We start from the raw sequence: 19723 nt of genomic DNA on the forward strand, positions 1-19723 counted from the left end.
ACCGACAAAGGTGAATCCTTTGTCGAACAAAAATTCGTCACCCCGTTGCTCGAATGCCTCGGCTACGAGACGCACAAGGATTATGAGGTCATTCGCCACGGCGACGATGGCTCCACGTTCAAGCTCAGACAACGTCGAGGATCGTAGCAGGAGAGGAAATAGACGGCAGTTCAAGCACGTTTAGGGCGCTCGCCGATGTTCGCCGCAGGGGCACACTAGAGGGTTACTGTTGTTTCCACGTTCATTGGACTGGCTCAGCACCAGTTTGTTGAACGGAATGTCACGAGACTGGCTGAGCGTGATCTTCTGAACAGATTTCGACATCAAACTTTCTCCGCGACGGGCGATCCAGAGCCTCTCTCTGGACCTCTTGACCCGTCACGAAGCCGAGCGCCGCCCTCTTCCTCTGGAGGGCGACGCCGGGAACACGAAGGCTGGAGTCTGGGCGGAAACCCCGCACCTCGGCGAGCGGGTTCATCCGGTGGTGGCCTCGGCGGCGCGCGAACTGCTGAACAAAAGCGAGAACGAGCGTTCGGGCGTGCTGTCGACCACAATGAGTTTTCTGGGGCTCTACCGAGACCCCGTGGTTGCCAAGGTGACGGGACGGAGCGACTGGCGCATTCGTGATCTGGTCGATGGCGCTCAACCAATATCCCTGTATCTGGTAGTACCACCCTCCGACATCGCTCGCACCAAGCCATTGATGCGCCTCGTGCTCAATCAGATTGGACGTCGACTGACCGAGAGCCTGGATACCGATCGGCGCCGGCAAAAACTACTGCTGATGCTCGATGAGTTCGCGGCGCTCGGGCGCCTAGACTTCTTCGAGAGCCAGCTTGCATTTATGGCGGGCTACGGCATTCGCAGCTTCCTAATCACACAAAGCCTGAATCAGCTCGAACGCGCCTATGGGGCAAATCACGCCATCCTCGACAATTGTCATACTCACCTATTATGAGAAGCGATCTTTCTTCGGGCTTTGGCCCTTTTTGCTGGCAGTCCGCCAAACAGACCTTCCCTTTGCTGATGTCTATTTTGCCGGTCAGCACGATTCCGCATCTCCTTTCTTTTTCTACGCCAGAGCATGGTCGAGCGTTCTGCTCTGTTGAAGCCAAGCTCGGCCTGTCCTTTCTGTAACTTCCATCAGATTGGGGCACCTCATCAATTGTATCGCGAAGCGGCGGTCTCAATCGTGGGGCATTGGGGGACATCAGAGACATGCAACAGCTCGCCGAACTGGATGCGCAAATCGATCGCGTTGACGTTCGACCGTCGCGCAACCGCAAAGCCGCTGCGCGTCGCAAAGTGACGGTTCGTCTGAGTGAAGGCGTCTGCGGTCGGCTTTTCGAGCCCTTCTACACGACCAAGACCAGCGGAATTGGGATGGGGCTTGCGATTTGCCAGACCATCATCAACGGTCATGGGGGCCGGTTGTGGATGTGTGCCAACGAGCCTCGGGGAGCCGTATTTCAGTTCATCCTGCCCGCGGCCCAGAAGGACCCTTGAGTTGTCTTCAAATCGACGTGCCGGGCTGCAAAGCCGAACGCAGGCATCGTTCGAGATCGTCGTCGTCTAATGGCTTGCTGAGGTAGCAAACGACTCCGTCCTTTAGGGCCTGATCCCTGACGACTTCATCGGGATATGCAGTCACAAGGATCGTCGGAATCGCGTGCCCTGTATCGACCAAATGCCTATGCAGCTCGACTCCGGTCATTCCGGGCATCTGAACGTCGGCTACCAGGCAGACGGTTTCAGGCAAGAGACGCGATGCCAGGAAATCGGTTGCTGACGGAAACGCTTCGACAGTGTAGCCAAACGATACCACGAGCGTTCGCAGTGATTCCCGAAAGGGCTCATTATCGTCGACGATGGATACAAGGGTAAGGGGCAACATTGGCTTCCGTGCAGCCTCTTCGCTCAACCATACCGGCGGCAGCGCGATATCTCACGCTGCATGCAAGTTGTAATGTCAGTGTATCCCCCCAGCAAATGCAATATCGGCGCCCCTAAGCGATGGCTTAGGCCTTTTGGCTATTCTTAAGGAACAGATGCTGTTCAATTCGACGAATTGTGCGTAGTATAAGAGCCATAGCGGGAAGATGGTCCTTGGGATGCCGGGGATGGGTGACGCAAATCCCAGTGTCTTGGTGATCGACGACGATCCCGACTTTCGGGACTCGGTTGCGCGTCTCTTGCGGACGGTTCGCCTGGAGACCCGGCAATTTTCGTGCGTCTCCGATTTTCTCAAGTCTGATCCGCCGGGGGGCCCCACTTGCCTGGTGCTTGATGTGAGAATGCCGGGCCGAAGCGGCCTTGAGCTTCAGCGCGACCTTGCTGCTATGGACAGGCAAGTGCCGATCATCTTCATTACGGCGCATGCCGATGTGCCGATGACCGTGCAAGCAATGAAGGGCGGTGCGATCGAGTTCCTCACAAAGCCTTTCCGTGATCAGGATCTTCTTGAAGCTATCGAGGCCGGCCTCGTACGTGACCGTGCCCGACAGGAGTGTGAACGGGCATTAGCTATGCTCAGGGAGCGTTTCGACTCGCTCAGCTCCCGCGAGCGTGAGATCATGCTCCATGTCGTGGCGGGTCGCCTCAATAAACAGATCGCCAACGATATCGGCATCACTGCGTCCACGGTGAAGGTGCATCGCACCCACGTGATGCGGAAGATGAAGGCCCGTTCGCTTCCCGAGCTCAGCCGGATGGCGGACACCCTCAACGTGAGACCACAGTAGCCCGCAGAACTCCTAAGTCGGCCTAAGGCTAGAGCCTCAAGCGTTTTCGTGCGAAGGCAGTGTCCTTGCGAGCAAATTGCCATTTGCCGCATCAGCTGCGAGGCTGATCGTCGTGCATTGCGTGCGCATCTGGCCAACGGATGCAGAAGCACGAGTTTAGAAATCTCACGCCCGGGTCGTTCCTAAGCGATAGCTTAGCACGGGCAACCACAAGCGAACCTCACACTACCACCGGGCAATCGACGGCGGCGTGCCAAACCGTCAAAATGCGTCTTACCGGATTTGTAGGGGAATTGCCGTCCTCCACGCACGCGAGGATAAAATGCACGCATCAGAATCGATCGCACCTTCCGAACGCTTGACACAATATCGTCGTCTCGAGCCGAGACTTTAAATGACAGCGTCAGAATCCTCCTTCGAGCGCACGTTTGCCTGAGCGATCGTCCTGGTCTTGTACACATGTCATCGAATTTGGACCTTCAACGTGGCGCCTTCCTTCGGTGGCCGGTTTGAGAGGCGCGTATCAGATGATCCGACCTAGACAGGTGCGCCAGTCATTCAAGGTGAGAGACAAAAGGACAAGATTTGCGACCCGTTGGAGGGATAGGTTTGCAGGTGAACCGACCAATATCGCGCGGCTGCGCATGTCCGTCGTCCCGGTCGTTGGACAAGCGAGATAGGTGCCAGGTGCCAAATGCCTTCTAATCTTTCCCTCATGCGTCCGGAAGACTGCGCGCTTGTGCTGGTCGATCTTCAGGCCGGACTTGCATTCGGGGTCGGATCCGAAGACCGGCAGGTCCTTCTGAACAATGCCGTCGCATTGGCTCGAACGGCTCGGGTATTCGGGCTTTCCGTCGTCGCATCGACCTCGGCAAGCAAGGTCTACAGCGGTCCGATGATGCCGGCAGTTCAGGCCGCCGTTCCTGACGTGGCTCCGATCGAAAGACGCAGCATGAATGTCTGGGAGGACGATCACGTACGTGCCGCGATCGAGGCCATGGGGCGGAAAAGACTTTTGATCTCCGGCCTTGTGACGGAAGCCTGCGTTACCTTCGGTGCTCTTTCAGCAATGGCGAGTGGTTTCGAGGTTCTTGTGGTCGCCGATGCGTGCGGCGGTGTCACGCCTACCAGCCACGACCTGGCGCTGCGCCGCATGGAGGCGGGCGGTGCGACAATGACAAGCTGGATCCAGGTGCTGCTCGAGTTCCAGCGCGACTGGACCAGGAAGGAAACCTACACCAGCGCCAGGGCCATCGTTGAATCGAATGGCGGCGGCTACGGCATCGGCCTCGCATATTCAAGAGACATGATTCACCCGGCCTGACGATCGTGGTTAACGGCCGCACAGCCTAGACGAAAGCGAAGCGAACTACCCAACCAACGGAGACCGAAGCAATGTCCAAGCTCGAAATGCTCACACCGCAAAACAGCGCCATTGCCCTCATCGATTATCAGCCCGCGATGTATCAAGGCGTGCAGTCGCACGACCGTCTCGTCGTCTTCAACAACATCCAGATTCTCGCCAAGGCGGCAAAACTATTCAAGATCCCGACGGTGCTGACCACGGTGGCCAAGGATTCCTTTTCGGGCCCCTTTATGCCGGAGGTGACTTCGCTGTTTCCCAAGTACGACGTCATCGACCGTACCTCGATGAATTCCTGGCTCGACGCTGGTTTCCGCAAGGCAGTTGCCGCGACTGGGCGCAAGAAATTCGTCATTGCGGGATTATGGACCGAGGCCTGCGTGATGTTCCCCACCCTCGACATGCTGAAAGAGGGCTTCGAAATCTACATCCCCGCTGACGCCTGCGGCGACCTGTCGATGGAAGCCCACAACCGATCTATGGACCGCGCGGTCCAGGCAGGCGCGGTTCCCATCACCTCGGCCCAATATGTCTTCGAGCTGCAGCAGGACTGGGCGCGCTCGGAAACGTACGAAGGCGTCATGGACATCCTGCGGGCCCATTCGCCCTACGGCATCCAGATCCGCTTCTCGAAATGGGCGCTGGGCGAACATGCCTCAGAAGGCGGAGCCAGGGCGGCGGAATAGCACTCGTTACCTTCCCAAACGAGAGATCAACGATGAAAATCTATCTGTTATCGGCCGGCGCCGGAATTCTGGTTGGGATCATCTACAGCGTACTGAATATCCGCTCGCCGGCGCCACCGCTGGTCGCGCTTGTTGGCTTGCTCGGCATCCTAATCGGCGAGCAGATTATCCCGGTGGGCAAGCAGCTCATGGCAGGCAGCGGCATCGCCGCTGCATGGCGGCAGGCACAGTGTGCACCGCATATTTTTGGCCTGCTTCCAGGTCGGCAGGCGGAGGCGGACACCGCCGAGATGATGGTTACCGCAGAGGAGAAGCGTTCATGAGTACGCCCGATCTAATCCTTCACCACGGACTTTTCACGACGCTCGACCGCAGCAATCCGACGGCCAGCGCGGTCGCAATCAAGGACGGCGTGTTCACGGCCGTCGGTTCCGACCAAGACGTGACGAAGCTAGCCGGCCCCTTGACCAAGGTAATCAATCTCAAAGGCAGGCGTGTGCTTCCAGGACTAATCGACAATCATCTTCACATCATCCGGGGTGGCCTCAACTTCAATATGGAACTGCGTTGGGACGGCGTATGGTCCCTCAGCGACGCCATGAGCATGCTGAAGCGCCAGGTCGCGATCACGCCTCCGCCGCAATGGGTGCGGGTGGTCGGCGGCTTCACCGAACAGCAGTTTGCCGAAAAGCGGCTGCCGACGATCGACGAGTTAAACGCCGCCGCTCCGGACACGCCGGTTTTCCTGCTGCATCTCTACGACCGCGCTTTGCTGAACGGCGCGGCGCTGCGCGCGGTCGGCTACACGAAGGACACGCCCGAGCCGCCGGGTGGGGAAATCACGCGCGACGCCAACGGGAATCCGACCGGGCTGCTGCTGGCCAAACCGAATGCCAACATCCTCTACGCGACGCTGGCCAAGGGGCCGAAGCTGCCTTTCGACTATCAGGTCAATTCGACCCGGCACTTCATGCGAGAACTGAACCGGCTCGGCGTCACCGGTGCGATCGACGCCGGCGGCGGGTTTCAGAACTATCCGGATGATTACGCGGTCATCCAGAAGCTTAGCGACGAGGGACAGCTCACGATCCGGCTCGCCTATAACCTCTTTACCCAGAAGCCGAAGGGCGAGACGGACGACTTCCTGAACTGGACCAAGACCTCGAAATACAAGCAGGGCACCGACTACTTCCGCCACAACGGCGCCGGCGAGATGCTGGTGTTCTCAGCGGCCGATTTCGAGGATTTCCGGGTGCCGCGCCCCGACATGCCCCATGAGATGGAAGGCGAACTCGAAGGGGTCGTCCGGATCTTGGTCCAGAACAAGTGGCCGTGGCGGCTGCACGCGACCTATGACGAAACCATCTCGCGCTCACTCGACGTCTTCGAAAAAGTCAACCAGGATATGCCGCTCGAAGGGCTGCACTGGTTCTTCGATCACGCTGAAACCATCTCCGACCAATCGATCGACCGCATCGCAGCGCTTGGCGGCGGCATCGCCGTGCAGCACCGCATGGCCTATCAGGGTGAATATTTCGTCGAGCGCTACGGCTTCGGCGCGGCCGAGGCGACACCGCCGGTTGCGAAGATGCTGGCGAAGGGCGTCAAGATATCCGCCGGAACCGACGCCACGCGCGTTGCCTCCTATAATCCGTGGGTGTCGCTCGCCTGGCTCATCACCGGCAGAACCGTCGGCGGGATGCAGCTTTACCCGCAGCGCAATTGCCTCGATCGTGAAACGGCGCTGCGCATGTGGACCGAGAACGTAACGTGGTTCTCGAACGAGGAAGGCAAGAAAGGCCGGATCCAGGCCGGCCAGTTGGCGGACCTGATTGTTCCTGACCGGGATTTCTTCTCCTGCGCCGAGAATGAGATTGCCGACACGACGTCGCTTCTTACGGTCGTCGGAGGCAAGATCGTTTACGGCGTTGGCGATTTTGCCCGCTTCGACGAAAATGTTGTGCCTCCTGCGATGCCCGACTGGTCGCCAGTGCGCACTTTCGGCGGGTATGGTGCTTGGAGAGAGCCGGCGCGCCAACCTGCTCTGGCCCAAAGAATTGCAGTGAGTTGCGGCTGCGCTAATCAGTGCAACGTTCATGGTCACAATCATGCCACGGCGTGGTCGAGCAAGCTGCCGATCGCGGATCTGAAGAGCTTCTGGGGCGCGCTCGGTTGCGCGTGCTGGGCGGTGTGATCATGACTGAGCGACGAATGAACGAGGGACAGACCCCAGCCTTGCATTCCATCGGAGCGGTTATCGCAACTTTGTTCGGCGTCGCGTCCTTCTTCGCCATTATCGGTGTATTCGGTCTTTCGACTTCGATCGCGACCCTGGTGTTGTTCGTCGCGCTGGCGGTATTCATCTTCCGGCTTCCCCAGGATCAGGGGACGCGGCCATGAATCTTGATCCAGCCGTCCTTGCCCGTATCCAGTTCGGCTTCACAGTCAGCTTTCACATCATCTTTCCCACGATCTCTATCGGGCTCGCGATGTTCCTTGCGATCACCGAGGGCTTGTGGCTGAAGACCAAGGACGCGCTTTACCTCCAGATCTATCGTTTCTGGCTCGGCATCTTTGCCATGGCCTTCGGCGTCGGTGTCGTCACCGGAATAGTGTTGTCGTTCGAGTTCGGTCTTGCCTTCGCGAGGTTTGGTCAGATGGCCGGACCGGCGATCGGCCCGATGATTGCTCTCGAAGTTCTGACCTCGTTCTTTCTGGAGGCAGGCTTTCTTGGGATCATGCTGTTTGGCTTGCATCGGGTCGGGCCAAGGCTGCACTTCCTCGCCACTTGCATGGTTGCACTTGGAACCTTGCTGTCGGCATCCTGGATTCTCTCCGCAAACAGCTGGATGCAAACGCCCGACGGTATCGCCGTCGTAGATGGGCATGTCGTGGTGACCGATTGGCTGAAGGTGATCGTCAACCCGTCCTGGCTCTATCGCCTGCCACACATGCTGACCGCAGCCTATATCACCGGCTCCTTTCTCGTTGCGGGCGTGGGCGCCTGGTACCTTTTGCGCGGGGAGCACGTTGCGTTCGGACGCCGGACCGTGTCGATGGGCACGGCTTTCGCAACCATTCTGATCGCAACCCAGGTCTTTCTCGGCGACATCCTGTACGGGAAAATGGTGCAGCTCCAGCCGGCCAAGATGCAGGCGGCCGAAGGATTCTGGGACGAGCAGTCGGAATCGCCGGCGCCGTACTACTGGATCATCGTCCCGGACCAGGAACATCAACGCAACCGCTTCGCGCTCGGCATGCCGGTTCTCGGCAGCATCTGGCTGACCCACAGCCTTGATGGTCGCGTCGAGGGACTGAAGAACACACCGATCGATCGTCAGCCGCAGATGGGATGGGTGTTCTACGGTTTTCGGGTGATGTACGGTATCGCGATCATCATGTTCGGCGTCGCCGTTGCTTCGTTGTGGCTGCGCTGGCGGGGAGGTCTATTCACATCGCGTTGGTTCCTGCGTGCTCTGGTGGTGATGACTCCATCCGGCGTCCTGGCAACGCTTGGCGGCTGGTATCTCGCTGAGACCGGCCGTCAGCCGTGGGTGATCTATGGAATACTTCGGACCATCGACGCCGTCTCACCGGTGCCGGCCAACGCGTTGCTGTCGAGCCTAATTGCCTTCGTTTGTATCTACGGATTGTTTGGAACCTCATTTGTTCTGTTTGCCTTCCGCATGATCCGGCGGGGCCCGCAGGACGCGCCGGCGCAAGCCGAAGCCTCGGGCTCCCTGAAGCAGGCTCTCAAGGCCGGCGTGATGAATGTTCCGGTTGGCAGCACCCCGGTCCCAGCGGAGTAATGACCATGGATTTGCCGCTGCTCTCCGCCCTATTCGCCGCCTTCGCGCTATCACTTTATGTCGTGCTGGACGGATTCGACCTTGGTGTCGGCGCCTTGCTGCTCGTGCAATCCGACGAGAAGTTGCGCGACCGGATGGTCGACTCCATCACGCCGACCTGGGACGGTAACGAAACCTGGCTAATCATGGCCGGGGTGGCGCTGCTCGCGGCTTTCCCGATTGCCTATGGCATTTTGTTGCCCGCCTTCTACCTGCCGCTGATCGCGATGTTGCTGGCGCTTGGCTTGCGTGGCGTCTCTTTCGAATTCCGCTATCAGGCCGAGAGCGGTCGCCGTGCTTGGGACGTCGCATTCGGCTTCGGCTCCATCATCGCGGCGCTGATGCAAGGCTTCATCGTTGGCGGCCTCGTCCAGGGCGTCGCAGTCGATGGCGAGCGTTTCAGCGGCAGAGTCCTCGATGTCTTTCAACCGTTTTCCCTTCTCGTCGCGGTATCGGTATTGGCGGGATACATGGTGCTTGGGGGAGGGTGGCTGCATTTGAAGGCGACCCGAAACTTGCAGGGCTTCGCAGACCGCTGCCTGCGGCGGACGACACCCGTCTTCGTCGCCTTGGCGGTCGCGACCTGCGCCGCTGCTTCATACGTCCAGCCCGGCGTCTCGGACGCATGGACATCCCATCCGGTGGTGCTCGGACTCATCTGTCTGCTGTTTCTTTCCACCGCAGTTGCGCTTTTGCAGGCGATCGGTGGACCTTCGGCACTTCGACCGTTTCTTCTCGGGCTCGTCCTGTTTGCTCTTGGAGTTGCGGGCCTCGGCGTCACGATCTTCCCAGACATCGTGCCGTTCCGTCTGACGCTTTGGCAGGCGGCATCCGCAAGCCTGAGCCACGTTTTCCTGCTGATCGGGGCTGCTGTGGTTACGCCAATTGTGCTGGCGTATTCGGCGTTCGCCTATCGTGTTTTCCGCGGGAAAACTCCCGAACAAGGATGGGAATCGTGAATTCGCGCCACCGGCATCTCGTTTGGTTCAGTGCCCTTTATCTCTCGTCGGTCACGGTTCTGGCGCTTGCGGTTTTCTCGCTTCGCGGAGTTTTGCACGCGATCATAATGAACTCGGGCTAATTGGAGTTAGAGCTTAGGGGAGGTTGCCACGGACGATCTTGGATCGCGCAGACAGTTCGGCACTGTCTAACTAACGGGAAATGAGCTCCTGGCGGCGACAATATTCATGAACGGGTACCGCTATGCAAAAGATACGGACGGCAACCGGCGCACTGATGGCACTGCTGATCGCCCGTACCGCATGGGCGGCTTCGCCGATACCTCAGCCTCCTGTAGATCTAGGAGCCACGAGCTTCCTAGATGGTGAAGCTGGTCCAGGCTTTCTGTTGGAGATAATAGGCAATGCCTACTCCGCAGCTTTAGTTACGGATGCCGCCGGGCGTCCGCTGCCGGGCAACAACGGGCAATCGGGCGATAGCTTGATCTTGCACACAGCGTACGTTTCCAACGTTCCCGTCTTTGGAGGACATCTAGGTTTCGAGGTTCTTCTGCCATTCGCATTCATCGATCTTACGGTCGCTGGCGCGCCTCAGATGACCCAAGGCGGCGCAGGCGACGTTACGGTTGCGCCGTTCGTGCAATGGTCCGGACTGCATCTGTTCGATCGCGACTTTTCAATGCGTATCGGTCTACAAGGCGTAGTGCCGGCGGGGAGCTATTCAACGGGGCGATCGCTCAATATTGGTCAGGACGTATGGCAGATCTCGCCATACTATGCGTTTACTTGGCGGACGACGCAGCGCTGGGAGATCAGCGGTCGCTTGATTTATGACTGGAGCAGCGCGAACACGAGTCCGCCCTTAGTTTCCGGCGCGCTCAGCGTACAGCCGGGTGACCAGTTCGCAACCGATCTGTCCGCGTCATACGCTGTTAGCGAACATTGGCGGCTCGGTGTTGCCAGCTATATGCTCCAGCAGTTGAGTGATTCAAAGGTCAACGATCTTCCGATCCCAGGATCGAAGCAACGTGCCTTCGCGCTAGGTCCCGGTGCATTATGGACGGATGGGCGTGTTACCTTGATCGGTAACCTATATCGAGAATTTGCAACCGAAAACAGACCCGAAGGGTTCAGCGGGATTGTTCGGATGTTGTGTCCTTTGTTAATGGAAAGGAAGATTTCAAAGCGGCCCCAACGTATCCATGCTTGTCGATTTCTTGCGTCGATGGCTGCAAGAACCAACCAATTCGAGCCTGAAGGTATGGAAGAGTCATGGCTGAACTGATCCAATCATCGGGATTTATCGCACCCGCGGCTGGGTCGGTTCCGGAATTGTCTCCGCGCCATCTCCGACTTCTGTTGCTTGGCCTCGGCTTTGCGACCGGTATGGAGTTTTATACCGCCGACAGCGTTAACCTGGTGCTGACAGATCTTACCGGCAGTTTCGGTGTTTCCGGCGACGAAGCAAGCTGGAGCCTCACGGTCTATACCTCAGCGCTTTTTTTGGGGGTGCCGGTGTGTGTCTGGCTCGCCGGGCATATCGGTCACAAGAACTACCTGATCGGTAGCGTGCTGTTGTTCGCCGCCGCGTCGGTTGTCAGCGCCACTTCCCTCAGCTTCGATACCATGCTGGTAGCGCGCGCGTTCCAGGGTGTCGCGGGCGCAGGCCTTGTCGTGTGGTGGCGAGGCACCGTCTACATGCTGTTGCCTAAGCCCCAGCGCAGCGAAGCGCTTATGCGTGTCTCAACGATGCTCTACCTCTCCAGTGCCTTCGGGATGCTGTTCAGTGGCTATATCACCGATCAGGTAAGCTGGCGGTTGATCTGCATTCCGAACCTCGCTTACGCCGCGGCAGCGATCTGGCTGCTGGTCCGATATTTTCCCGATATGCCTGTGCAACGGTCAGAGCGCCCAACGGATTGGCCAGGAATAGTTCTGATTGCCGTGACGCTAGTGTCGTTGCAGATCATCCTGAGCCGCGGCCAAATCGATGACTGGTTCGGTTCTCCGCGAATTAGGTTGCTCGCATGGCTAGGTGCGACTGCGCTGATCCTGTTCGGCGTCTGGCAGACCAGCGCGCGCAACCGCGCGCCCTTACTTCGGCTTGAACTGCTGCTCGACCGGTACGTGCTGTCGTCTGCATTGATCGGTGTGTTGACGGGAATGATCCTGTCCGGCAGCCTCTACATGTTGCCTGAATTCCTGCGCAACGTCACTTCGGAACCGCTCAGCGCGACGCAAACCGGGCGCGTAGTGGCGGTCTACGCTCTGACTGCGGCTGCTGTGCGGCCGTTGGTCGTCAGCGTCGTCGCACGCTTCGGGCAGCGCAAGACGATCAGCGGCGCGCTCGTCTGCCTGATAGCCTCGATGCTGCTCATCAATCGTTTTCTGACCACGGACACCCCCGCATACTACTTCTACCTTCCGCTGGTCCTCTACGCCCTCTGCGTCTCGGCCCTGCTGCCCTCCGTCGGCAGCGGAACCGTCGCGCGCATCGAGCAGCGTAACCTTCTCGACGGCGTGTCTCTTTACATGACCTTCCGTCAGTTCGGTGCTGCGATCGGGGTCGCCGTGCTCACGATCCTGGTTGAACGTCGTGAGACACTTCACTCCGCGCGCCTGTTCGATCACTTGCGGGCCTCGAGCCGGGTTGTGCAAAATTGGATGACGACGGCTTCGGACGTCATCCTTTCTCGGGGAGGCTATTCAACCCTCAAGAGCCAACAGATCGCCACCAAGCTGCTGGCTGAGGTCGGTGGTCGCGAGGCGGCGACGCTCGCATATGCCGATGCCTTCCTGTTTATGGCTGTCATCGGGATCATCACGCTCTGCCTCGTCCCGATTATTCCGCCCACCCCGCCGGTGATCAAGAAATGAGGAGCTATCCGGTATGACCGATCAAACTATCCTCAAAGAGACACCGTCCCCATCAGTTCCCCCACAGGGCAGGGCGCCGGAGGTCAAGGCGGCACCTCCGCACAGCGGCCGGCCGAGCCCACGATCCTTGATTGTGGGCGCCCTAATTGCGGTCGTTGCCGGGGTAGGCTTCTACTTCTATGTGCCGGGCTTTTGGCTGGTGTCCACCGACGACGCTTACGTTAACGCGCATGTGGTTTCGATCGTGCCCAAGGTAGCCGCCTATGTCTTAAAGCTACATGTCAACGACAATTCCAAGGTCGCGCGCGACGAATTGCTGATCCAACTGGATCCGAGGGATTTTCAAGTCGCGGTCGATATCGCCAATGCAGATCTCAAGAGTGCGCAGGCTAGTGCCGCCAATATCGGGGCGCAGATTCGCGAACAGCAGTCCATCGTCGCGGAGAGCCAATCGGCGATCGACGGCGATCAGGCGCTGCTTGATTTCGCGCTACAGCAGCTCGATCGCTACAAGTCGCTTGCGAGTACCGGCTCAGGAACGGTCGAACGGCTTCAGCAGGTGGAAGCCGATGTCGGGCAACGCCGCGCCACCGTGCAACATGATCAGGCGGCGCACGATGCCGCCCGCGCCCACCAGGCTGTGCTCGAAACCCAGGAGCTCCAGGCGAAAGCCACCCTCGAACGTCAGCAGGCAGCGCTGGCGCAGGCCCAGCTCAACCTTTCCTATACAAAGATAAGCGCAGCAGAAGCTGGCAGCGTCGCGAACAAGACAGTGGAAGAGGGAAACTACGTACAGCCCGGGCAGGTGCTGCTCTCGATAGTTCCGGACACGCTTTACATAACAGCCAACTTCAAGGAGACACAGTTGACCGATGTGCGTCCCGGCCAGCGCGCGACGATCCGGGTTGACGCCTTCCCGGGGCTGCGCCTTGAGGGGCGCGTCGACAGCCTCCAGCGCGGTACGGGCTCGCAGTTCGCCTTGCTGCCGCCCGAGAATGCGACCGGCAATTTCGTCAAGGTTGTGCAGCGCGTTCCGGTCAAGATCACATTCAACGATCCAGGCGAGGCCGTGCACTGGATCTCGCCTGGTATGTCCGTGGAGGCGAGGATTTATACGGCGGACCCGCCTGCCTGGCTAGGCTTGCTCGATTAGCACTTACGCAAACAGTGAGACCGGTGGTGCGAAAGATAAGAGAGAATATGTTTGTGGCAGCGCTCCTCGTCATGCTCCTTCTTGGGCCTCTGGTTGCCTACGCCGATCAAGAGTCGGCTGCGGGAGCAAGCGAGACCGAGATACGTATCGGCAACATCATGCCTTATACGGGCCCGTTTGCGGCGTTCGCCACGATTGAAAAAGCCGAAGCGGCCTGTTTCGATATGATCAACGACAATGGTGGTATTAACGGCCGCAAAATCAAATTCATTTCGTATGACGACAACTCGAAGCCTGCGACGGCCGTCGAACTAACTCGCCAACTTGAAACTTCTATTGGTGCCGGCGAAGGTCGGAGGAGGGTACTGGCGACGCTCAACGCAAACGTACAAGACAGGTCGAATTGGGATCAGAAGAATGTTGGAGTTACCCGCACCATTAGATCAACCAATTCGTCTGAAAAGGGGTGCGGGATAATCTTCGGGACTCTCTTAGCCAGTTCAAAGGAAGCGCCACAAATTAGAAGCTTGGGAGGGGAGCGATGACAATTGCCAAAAAATATCTCGGCTTAAGCGAAGGTCGAATCGAGACTGTGGCCGGTAATGGCCTGCTCGACAGGCGCGCGTTGCTGGGGCGAGGTGTAGCCTTCGCAGGCGCCTTGGGCACCGGCGTCGGGCTAGGAACAACCAGCGCGGCCGCCGAGCCACTTGTCGAGGCACCTTGGGGCCTTTCACCGGGTGATCCCGTCCCGGCCTATCAGCTGCCGTCGAAATTTGCCAAAAACGTCGTGCGTACACTGTCCAATCCGGACTTCGAGCCGCGCACTTCACAATCGCGCACTCCCCACCATCTCCTCGACGGCACAATCACGCCGAACGGCGTGTTTTTCACCATCGTTCATGACGGCGTTCCGGAAATCGATCCGAGTGTGCACCAACTCCTGATCCACGGTCTGGTCAGACAGCCGCTGGCCTTCTCGCTCGAAACACTGCTGCGCTTTCCCATGACGACCCGGGTTGCGTTTCTCGAATGTGGTGGTAATAGCGCGCCGCTATTTTCTCCGACACCAGTTCAGGCGGATGTCCAAGCATTACACGGGCTCGTTTCCTGTGCCGAATGGACAGGTGTCAAACTCTCTACTCTGCTCGAAGAGACTGGCATTGACGCCAGAGCAAAATGGTTTATCGGCGAAGGCGCCGACGCGGCGCACGTGATGCGGAGCGTCCCGCTCGCCAAAGCATTGGATGACGCGATGATCGCGCTCTACCAGAACGGCGAGCCGCTGATGCCGGGCAACGGCTATCCGATGCGTCTGTTGTTGCCCGGCTACGAAGGCAACATGAACATCAAATATTTGCGGCGGATCAAGCTCCTGCCGGAGCCCGCCATGAGTTATTGGGAATCACAGATTTACACGGAGCCGCTACCGAATGGCAAAGCGTATCAATTCTATTTTGTGAACGAAGTAAAGTCCTTCATCACGCAACCGTCCCCGGGACGTCCTTTGCAGCAGCCGGGTGTCTATGAGATTTCGGGTGTCGCCTATTCCGGAACAGGCAAGATTTCCAAGGTGCAGGTCTCTGCCGATGGCGGCGCAAGCTGGGCGGACGCAGCACTGCAGGAGCCGGTGCTAAGCAAGGCGTTTACACGCTTTCGAATGCCCTGGCGCTGGAATGGTGGCCCGGCCATCTTGCAAAGCCGCGCATGGGACGAGGCCGGCAACGCACAGCCGACGCGCGCGCAGTTCGTCGCGGAGCGCGGCGAGTTATCTTCCGTACCGCCGCTCCTGGCATTCAAAAATCATCATTTCAACGCCGTCGTAAGCTGGGCGATCGACAACAAGGGAGCAGTGACGCATGCGTACGCATAAAATGCTGCTGTTGTCCGGCTTGTGCACCCTCGCTATCGGGACAGGCGTGGCGTTCGGCGAGGGTCGAAATCTCGGCAGGCCGATGGTTCCCGCCGATATGGCGCCGTGGGATATTGATATCGAACCCAGCGGCGAAGGCTTGCCCGTGGGCAGCGGAACATCCGACCAGGGCGCCCCGATCTTTGCGGACAACTGTGCTGCCTGTCACGGCGATGGTGGAAGGGGCGCGACGACGACGACGAGTGGTGCTCCCGCCGCTCCGCCCGTGGTCAGCGACATGAAGAGAAGTGGCATCGATGATACGACGCTGACCATTGCCAATTTCTGGCCTTATGCACCCCCGTTGTTTGACTATATCCGGCGCGCCATGCCGTGGACCTCACCGAGGTCCCTTACCGACGATCAGGTCTACGCGCTCACGGCGTACATCCTTGCGGAGAACAAGCTGATCGATGCGAAACAAGTCATTAACGCGCAGGCGCTTCCGAAGGTGCAAATGCCTAACCGCAACGGATTCATTCCACGCTTTCCCGAGAGCACGCCACGTGACTAGGGCGGGTAGACGTATCGGAGCTCGTTTAGGCTCTTGTATATTACTCATTGGTCTCGCTCCGGCGATGGCCTACGGAGCCGAGCGCCCGGATTGGGCGTTTCCAGTGACCGACAAGATCCAACCGCCGTCGCGCGCGACAGAGAGCGAGCCGAAGCCACCACCAGGCAGCACCAAGTCTTACACGCGCGCGCAGATCGACGACTTATCTAATCCGCCGGATTGGTTTCCCGACATGCATCCGCCGATGCCACCGGTCATCGCGCACGGCACCAAAACCTTTGCATGCGGCTCCTGCCATCTGCCGACTGGCACGGGTCACGATGAATCGGCCTATCTCGCAGAAATGCCTGAATCCTACTTTGTTCAGCAGATGGCAGATTTCAAGAGCGGCGCGAGAAAAGGGTTCGGCGTTATGCCGGCTATTGCCGAGGCCCTCTCCGACGAGGAAGTCCGATCCGCTGCCGCCTACTTTGCCTCGCTCAAGGCGCGGCTCTGGGTCCGGGTGGTCGAGACCGATACGGTTCCGAAGACCTATGTTGCGCCGGGCAATATTCGGCTGAAGCTTCCAAACGGTGGTACAGAGCCGATCGGAAGCCGGATCGTAGAACTGCCTGAGGACGAAGAGGCCGCGCTCAATCGAAATCCACAATCCGGCTTCGTCGCCTACGTACCGACGGGGAGTATAGCGATGGGCAAGGACCTGGTCTCGACCAGCGGCAAAACAACCCAATGCGCGGTCTGCCACGGTGAAACGCTGAAAGGCCTCGGCGATGCGCCTCCAATTGCGGGCCACCACGCCAACTACATCGTTCGCCAGCTCTACTTCTTTCAGGACGGAAGCCGCTCGGGGCCGTCGTCGGAACCGATGCGGGGCGTCGTGCAGAACCTTAGCGTCGACGACACGGTGGCTATTGCGGCCTATCTGGCATCCCGCGGGCCGTAATGGAGCAATGCGGGATGCTAGCGTGGGGAATGCACTGGAGAATATGAGCCATCGTCGCCTTCGTGTGCGTGCGGCTAGCGACGTCACGGCCCGAGACAGACGATTTCTCTTACGGAGTTGGAAATGGACGAGACATCTCAACCAATCGTCACCCAGGAAATCCGAATAGTCGATGAACAGGGGCAGCCCCGATTACTGCTGTCAGCAAAAGGGGGAAAACCCAAGGTCCAACTGCTTCGCTCCGACGGCGAGATTGGGAGCGAAGTCTCGCTCGATGCCGACGGTCTTCCGGCCGTCAAACTTGCAAATGCCGATCCAAACGGACCGATGGCCGTCATCGAGATAGATGAGAAGGGCGCTCACGTTAAGCTTGATGGCTTGGGCGGCGCTTCGAGCTATCTGTTTCTGAACAACGCCGGCGGGTCCGGAATTGTGCTCTTAGACACTCGGGGTATTCGACGGCTGAACGCGGTTATCGCCTCGGACGGTGCAGCCAAGATCGAGCGGTTCGGACCCGATGGTGAGTTGGTGCCGTAGTGCTTAACTTTCAGGGATCCTGTCATTTGCCCAATGGGTCGACATACCCAGCAGTAAAGCTCAGCAGCAGCGGAAGTCATGGTTTCGGTGAAACGTTCATCATGATCAATACTCCCGGCGCCAGGCTGCAGGCGTGGCGCCCGTCAAGGTCACGAAGACGCGCGTAAAATGGCTCTGGTCAGCAAAGCCGCATTCGATGGCAATGTCCGCAATCCGATGGGATGTGCTTTGCAGCAGATCCTGTGCCTTTTTGATGCGGTACTGCTGAAGCCACCGGTGCGGTGTCACGCCGACCGTCGCTTTGAAGGATTTTGTGAAATACTGACGGGATAGTCCGCATTCCCTTGCGATGTCGGCAAGATGAAGTTTTTGGCTGCTTTTTTCCATCAGCAACTGTTTAGCGCGACAAAGTTTTGATCGCGAAAGTCCTCCCTTCTGCTCGAGTGCGTATTGGGGTGACGCTGTAAGCAAAGGAGCGTCGATCAACTCGAGGCTATAAGCGGCTACATCTCCAGAGAATCGACGCCCATTCATGTTCGCACCATGGTTCTTTTTCGTCCGCTCCAAACGTGGCCTCAACAGTCAGCCGCGCTGCGTTATCGAGGCGCTTCGGTCGGCAAGACTGCTGCCTGTTCATGAATCCACTTTCGCGCGAGATCGACGTCCGCCTGCGTAAGTCCGTGGCCGACCGGCAGCGTGTTTTGCCGAACGCGAGCGCCGTCATCGGCCAGCATTGCTGCGAGTCGGCTTGAATTGCTAGACGGAATGATCGGATCGAACTGCCCTGATAGGATCAATATTGGTTTTCCGGCAAGATTCGTTTTCGGCGCTTCTTTGAGCGGCACCATGGCGCGCAGCAATATGGCACCGGCCAAAAGGTTTGGCCGTAGCAGCAGCATAGCCGCTGCGATGTTGGCGCCGTTGGAGTAGCCAAGCGCGATCGGAGCCGCGATGCCGTACTGCTTGCGCGCTTCTTCGACGAAGTCGGCAAGATCGTTGGCGCGGCGACGCAAGTCGTCCTCGTCGAACACACCTTCCGCCATTCGCCGAAAGAAGCGTGGCATGCCGCCTTCGAGGACCTTTCCCCGCGGCGACAGCAGAGGGGAACCTGGAGAAATGTTCTTACCTAGCGGTAACAGGTCGCTCTCATCGCCGCCGGTGCCATGCAAGAGCAGGAGCGGTGGCCCGTCGGGCCGGGAGCGCGGCTCGAAGCGATGGATGAAGGACAGGTTGTTGCTCATGACACAGCCCTGGTCAGCGAGGGCAACACGCTCTCGATGTCATTGCGGTGCGATTCCAGAAAAGCTGGCAGCTTTAACTGTTCGCCCAAGGTCTCCACGGGCTCGTCGACCGCAAAGCCGGGAATGTCGGTAGCGATCTCGAACAGGATGCCGCCGGGTTCGCGGAAATAGACCGAACGGAAATAATTGCGGTCCTTCTGCTCGGTCGGATGCTGACCGTGGGTCTCCACCAACTTGCGCGCCATCTCGGCCTGGTCGGCGTCATTGACGGCGCGGAACGCGACGTGGTGAACCGAGCCGGCGCCCTGGCGTCCAGACAGGAAGCCCTTCGCCTCATAGATATCGACAATGCCGCCGTTTCCGCTGTCCGCCTTGAGGCGGATGATGGATCCCTCGCGCGCGGCCTCCCTGAATCCGAACACGTCGGTCAGGATCGCGCCGGTCTTGGCGGCGTCTTCGAGCAGCAGCGTCACGCCGTGGAAGCCACGGATCGCGTGCTCCGCAGGCACATCGCCATTGCTCCAACCCGCCTCGTTCTCAGCGCCGGGAACGCCGACGAGTGCGAGGCTCATACCGTCCGGATCGTTAAACGGCAGTGCCGCTTCGCCGAAACGCTTCTCCAGCGTCTCATGGGCGATGCCTTTTTCGATGAAGCGGTGCGTCCAGTAGCCGAGCGAACGGGCCGGCACTCGGAGCGCGGTCTGCTGAGTTTGTCCGACGCCGCCGCGGCCGGGCGCCGCCCCTTCCCAGGCGAAGAAAGTAAGGATAGTTCCGGGATGGCCGGCTTCGTCGCCGTAATAGAAGTGATAGGTGCCCGGATCATCGAAATTGACCGTCTTCTTGACGAAGCGAAGTCCGAGCGACCGGGTATAAAAGTCGTAGTTCTGTAAGGCGTTACCCGCAATGGCGGTGACGTGATGGATACCTGACATGGTGCGTCTCCAGGATTTGG

Annotated in this window: 21 protein-coding genes and 2 pseudogenes; 18 read left to right on the forward strand and 5 right to left on the reverse strand. The window is 59.0% G+C overall.

The features are described from left to right. Positions 1–237 precede the first annotated feature (237 nt). Positions 238–327, reverse strand: a pseudogene (locus ABSE61_RS10550) (ParB/RepB/Spo0J family partition protein); the annotation flags it as partial. A gap of 124 nt (positions 328–451) precedes the next feature. Between ABSE61_RS10550 and ABSE61_RS10555 the strand changes: the two are divergent. Both ABSE61_RS10555 and ABSE61_RS10560 read left to right on the forward strand, forming a co-directional pair. Beyond that, positions 452–952, forward strand: a pseudogene (locus ABSE61_RS10555) (type IV secretory system conjugative DNA transfer family protein); the annotation flags it as partial. Between the two features lie 266 nt (positions 953–1218). Continuing rightward, a complete protein-coding gene (locus tag ABSE61_RS10560; RefSeq protein WP_423871041.1) occupies positions 1219–1506 on the forward strand; it encodes an ATP-binding protein in 288 nt (95 codons plus the stop codon). A 7-nt stretch (positions 1507–1513) separates the two neighbouring features. Here ABSE61_RS10560 and ABSE61_RS10565 read toward each other — a convergent pair whose 3' ends face one another. Beyond that, positions 1514–1894, reverse strand: coding sequence for a response regulator transcription factor (locus ABSE61_RS10565; protein WP_423871042.1), 381 nt, complete (start codon positions 1892–1894; stop codon positions 1514–1516). Positions 1895–2120: 226 nt separating this feature from the next. On the opposite strand from ABSE61_RS10565, the gene ABSE61_RS10570 reads away from it, so the two are divergent. The 16 genes from ABSE61_RS10570 to ABSE61_RS10645 all read left to right on the forward strand — a co-directional run bounded on the left by ABSE61_RS10570 (position 2121) and on the right by ABSE61_RS10645 (position 17530). Further along, complete coding sequence (locus ABSE61_RS10570; RefSeq protein ID WP_423871044.1) at positions 2121–2741, forward strand: response regulator transcription factor; 621 nt, start codon at positions 2121–2123, stop codon at positions 2739–2741. A 694-nt stretch (positions 2742–3435) separates the two neighbouring features. After that, positions 3436–4065, forward strand: coding sequence for a hydrolase (locus ABSE61_RS10575; protein WP_423871045.1), 630 nt, complete (start codon positions 3436–3438; stop codon positions 4063–4065). 71 nt (positions 4066–4136) lie between these two features. Next, positions 4137–4790, forward strand: coding sequence for a hydrolase (locus ABSE61_RS10580; RefSeq protein ID WP_423871046.1), 654 nt, complete (start codon positions 4137–4139; stop codon positions 4788–4790). 32 nt (positions 4791–4822) lie between these two features. After that, the gene (locus ABSE61_RS10585; RefSeq protein WP_423871047.1) at positions 4823–5113 is read left to right on the forward strand and encodes a XapX domain-containing protein; all 291 of its coding nucleotides are present in this window, start codon (positions 4823–4825) and stop codon (positions 5111–5113) included. Next, positions 5110–6984, forward strand: a complete 1875-nt coding sequence (locus ABSE61_RS10590; RefSeq protein WP_423871048.1) for an amidohydrolase — start codon at positions 5110–5112, stop codon at positions 6982–6984. The genes ABSE61_RS10585 and ABSE61_RS10590 overlap by 4 nt, the downstream gene beginning before the upstream one ends. Positions 6985–6986: 2 nt before the next feature. Further along, positions 6987–7190, forward strand: coding sequence for a hypothetical protein (locus ABSE61_RS10595; RefSeq protein ID WP_423871049.1), 204 nt, complete (start codon positions 6987–6989; stop codon positions 7188–7190). Continuing rightward, positions 7187–8599 carry a cytochrome ubiquinol oxidase subunit I gene (locus tag ABSE61_RS10600; RefSeq protein WP_423871050.1) on the forward strand — a complete coding sequence of 471 codons (1413 nt, stop codon included), beginning with the start codon at positions 7187–7189 and terminating at the stop codon, positions 8597–8599. The genes ABSE61_RS10595 and ABSE61_RS10600 overlap by 4 nt, the downstream gene beginning before the upstream one ends. A 5-nt stretch (positions 8600–8604) precedes the next feature. Then, on the forward strand, positions 8605–9597 hold the full coding sequence (gene cydB / locus ABSE61_RS10605; RefSeq protein ID WP_423871051.1) for a cytochrome d ubiquinol oxidase subunit II: 993 nt from the start codon (positions 8605–8607) through the stop codon (positions 9595–9597). A gap of 244 nt (positions 9598–9841) precedes the next feature. Continuing rightward, positions 9842–10882 (forward strand): SphA family protein, encoded by a 1041-nt coding sequence (locus ABSE61_RS10610; RefSeq protein WP_423871052.1) that lies wholly within the window; start codon positions 9842–9844, stop codon positions 10880–10882. A 74-nt stretch (positions 10883–10956) separates the two neighbouring features. Next, positions 10957–12474 carry an MFS transporter gene (locus ABSE61_RS10615; RefSeq protein WP_423871053.1) on the forward strand — a complete coding sequence of 506 codons (1518 nt, stop codon included), beginning with the start codon at positions 10957–10959 and terminating at the stop codon, positions 12472–12474. 232 nt (positions 12475–12706) lie between these two features. Continuing rightward, on the forward strand, positions 12707–13627 hold the full coding sequence (locus tag ABSE61_RS10620; RefSeq protein WP_490338367.1) for an HlyD family secretion protein: 921 nt from the start codon (positions 12707–12709) through the stop codon (positions 13625–13627). 47 nt (positions 13628–13674) lie between these two features. Continuing rightward, positions 13675–14172: an ABC transporter substrate-binding protein gene (locus ABSE61_RS10625; protein WP_423871055.1), complete on the forward strand. Its 498-nt coding sequence runs from the start codon at positions 13675–13677 to the stop codon at positions 14170–14172. Then, on the forward strand, positions 14169–15497 hold the full coding sequence (soxC, locus tag ABSE61_RS10630) for a sulfite dehydrogenase (protein WP_423871056.1): 1329 nt from the start codon (positions 14169–14171) through the stop codon (positions 15495–15497). Before ABSE61_RS10625 ends, soxC begins: the two co-directional genes overlap by 4 nt. Next, positions 15484–16050, forward strand: a complete 567-nt coding sequence (locus ABSE61_RS10635) for a c-type cytochrome (RefSeq protein WP_423871057.1) — start codon at positions 15484–15486, stop codon at positions 16048–16050. The genes soxC and ABSE61_RS10635 overlap by 14 nt, the downstream gene beginning before the upstream one ends. Before the next feature lie 103 nt (positions 16051–16153). Continuing rightward, on the forward strand, positions 16154–16993 hold the full coding sequence (locus ABSE61_RS10640) for a c-type cytochrome (protein WP_423871058.1): 840 nt from the start codon (positions 16154–16156) through the stop codon (positions 16991–16993). A gap of 123 nt (positions 16994–17116) precedes the next feature. After that, complete coding sequence (locus tag ABSE61_RS10645) at positions 17117–17530, forward strand: hypothetical protein (RefSeq protein WP_423871059.1); 414 nt, start codon at positions 17117–17119, stop codon at positions 17528–17530. Positions 17531–17635: 105 nt separating this feature from the next. Here the strand turns inward: ABSE61_RS10645 and ABSE61_RS10650 are convergent, their stop codons facing one another. From ABSE61_RS10650 to ABSE61_RS10660, 3 genes are read right to left on the reverse strand one after another with little or no spacing between them, the layout of a single operon-like run. Then, positions 17636–18097 (reverse strand): helix-turn-helix domain-containing protein, encoded by a 462-nt coding sequence (locus ABSE61_RS10650; RefSeq protein ID WP_423871060.1) that lies wholly within the window; start codon positions 18095–18097, stop codon positions 17636–17638. 29 nt (positions 18098–18126) lie between these two features. Next, the gene (locus ABSE61_RS10655) at positions 18127–18771 is read right to left on the reverse strand and encodes an alpha/beta hydrolase (RefSeq protein WP_423871061.1); all 645 of its coding nucleotides are present in this window, start codon (positions 18769–18771) and stop codon (positions 18127–18129) included. Next, positions 18768–19703: a ring-cleaving dioxygenase gene (locus tag ABSE61_RS10660; RefSeq protein WP_423871062.1), complete on the reverse strand. Its 936-nt coding sequence runs from the start codon at positions 19701–19703 to the stop codon at positions 18768–18770. Before ABSE61_RS10660 ends, ABSE61_RS10655 begins: the two co-directional genes overlap by 4 nt. Positions 19704–19723: the final 20 nt, after the last annotated feature.

The sequence above is a fragment of the Bradyrhizobium sp. genome, from assembly GCF_049519115.1.
Classification (GTDB): Bacteria; Pseudomonadota; Alphaproteobacteria; order Rhizobiales; family Xanthobacteraceae; genus Bradyrhizobium.

Bases quoted from the DNA above. Each gene is read 5' to 3' on its own strand.
- ABSE61_RS10560 (WP_423871041.1), top strand. From the start codon at position 1,219: ATGCAACAGCTCGCCGAACTGGATGCGCAAATCGATCGCGTTGACGTT.
- ABSE61_RS10565 (WP_423871042.1), bottom strand. From the start codon at position 1,894: ATGTTGCCCCTTACCCTTGTATCCATCGTCGACGATAATGAGCCCTTT.
- ABSE61_RS10570 (WP_423871044.1), top strand. From the start codon at position 2,121: ATGGGTGACGCAAATCCCAGTGTCTTGGTGATCGACGACGATCCCGAC.
- ABSE61_RS10575 (WP_423871045.1), top strand. From the start codon at position 3,436: ATGCCTTCTAATCTTTCCCTCATGCGTCCGGAAGACTGCGCGCTTGTG.
- ABSE61_RS10580 (WP_423871046.1), top strand. From the start codon at position 4,137: ATGTCCAAGCTCGAAATGCTCACACCGCAAAACAGCGCCATTGCCCTC.
- ABSE61_RS10585 (WP_423871047.1), top strand. From the start codon at position 4,823: ATGAAAATCTATCTGTTATCGGCCGGCGCCGGAATTCTGGTTGGGATC.
- ABSE61_RS10590 (WP_423871048.1), top strand. From the start codon at position 5,110: ATGAGTACGCCCGATCTAATCCTTCACCACGGACTTTTCACGACGCTC.
- ABSE61_RS10595 (WP_423871049.1), top strand. From the start codon at position 6,987: ATGACTGAGCGACGAATGAACGAGGGACAGACCCCAGCCTTGCATTCC.
- ABSE61_RS10600 (WP_423871050.1), top strand. From the start codon at position 7,187: ATGAATCTTGATCCAGCCGTCCTTGCCCGTATCCAGTTCGGCTTCACA.
- cydB (WP_423871051.1), top strand. From the start codon at position 8,605: ATGGATTTGCCGCTGCTCTCCGCCCTATTCGCCGCCTTCGCGCTATCA.
- ABSE61_RS10610 (WP_423871052.1), top strand. From the start codon at position 9,842: ATGCAAAAGATACGGACGGCAACCGGCGCACTGATGGCACTGCTGATC.
- ABSE61_RS10625 (WP_423871055.1), top strand. From the start codon at position 13,675: ATGTTTGTGGCAGCGCTCCTCGTCATGCTCCTTCTTGGGCCTCTGGTT.
- soxC (WP_423871056.1), top strand. From the start codon at position 14,169: ATGACAATTGCCAAAAAATATCTCGGCTTAAGCGAAGGTCGAATCGAG.
- ABSE61_RS10635 (WP_423871057.1), top strand. From the start codon at position 15,484: ATGCGTACGCATAAAATGCTGCTGTTGTCCGGCTTGTGCACCCTCGCT.
- ABSE61_RS10645 (WP_423871059.1), top strand. From the start codon at position 17,117: ATGGACGAGACATCTCAACCAATCGTCACCCAGGAAATCCGAATAGTC.
- ABSE61_RS10655 (WP_423871061.1), bottom strand. From the start codon at position 18,771: ATGAGCAACAACCTGTCCTTCATCCATCGCTTCGAGCCGCGCTCCCGG.
- ABSE61_RS10660 (WP_423871062.1), bottom strand. From the start codon at position 19,703: ATGTCAGGTATCCATCACGTCACCGCCATTGCGGGTAACGCCTTACAG.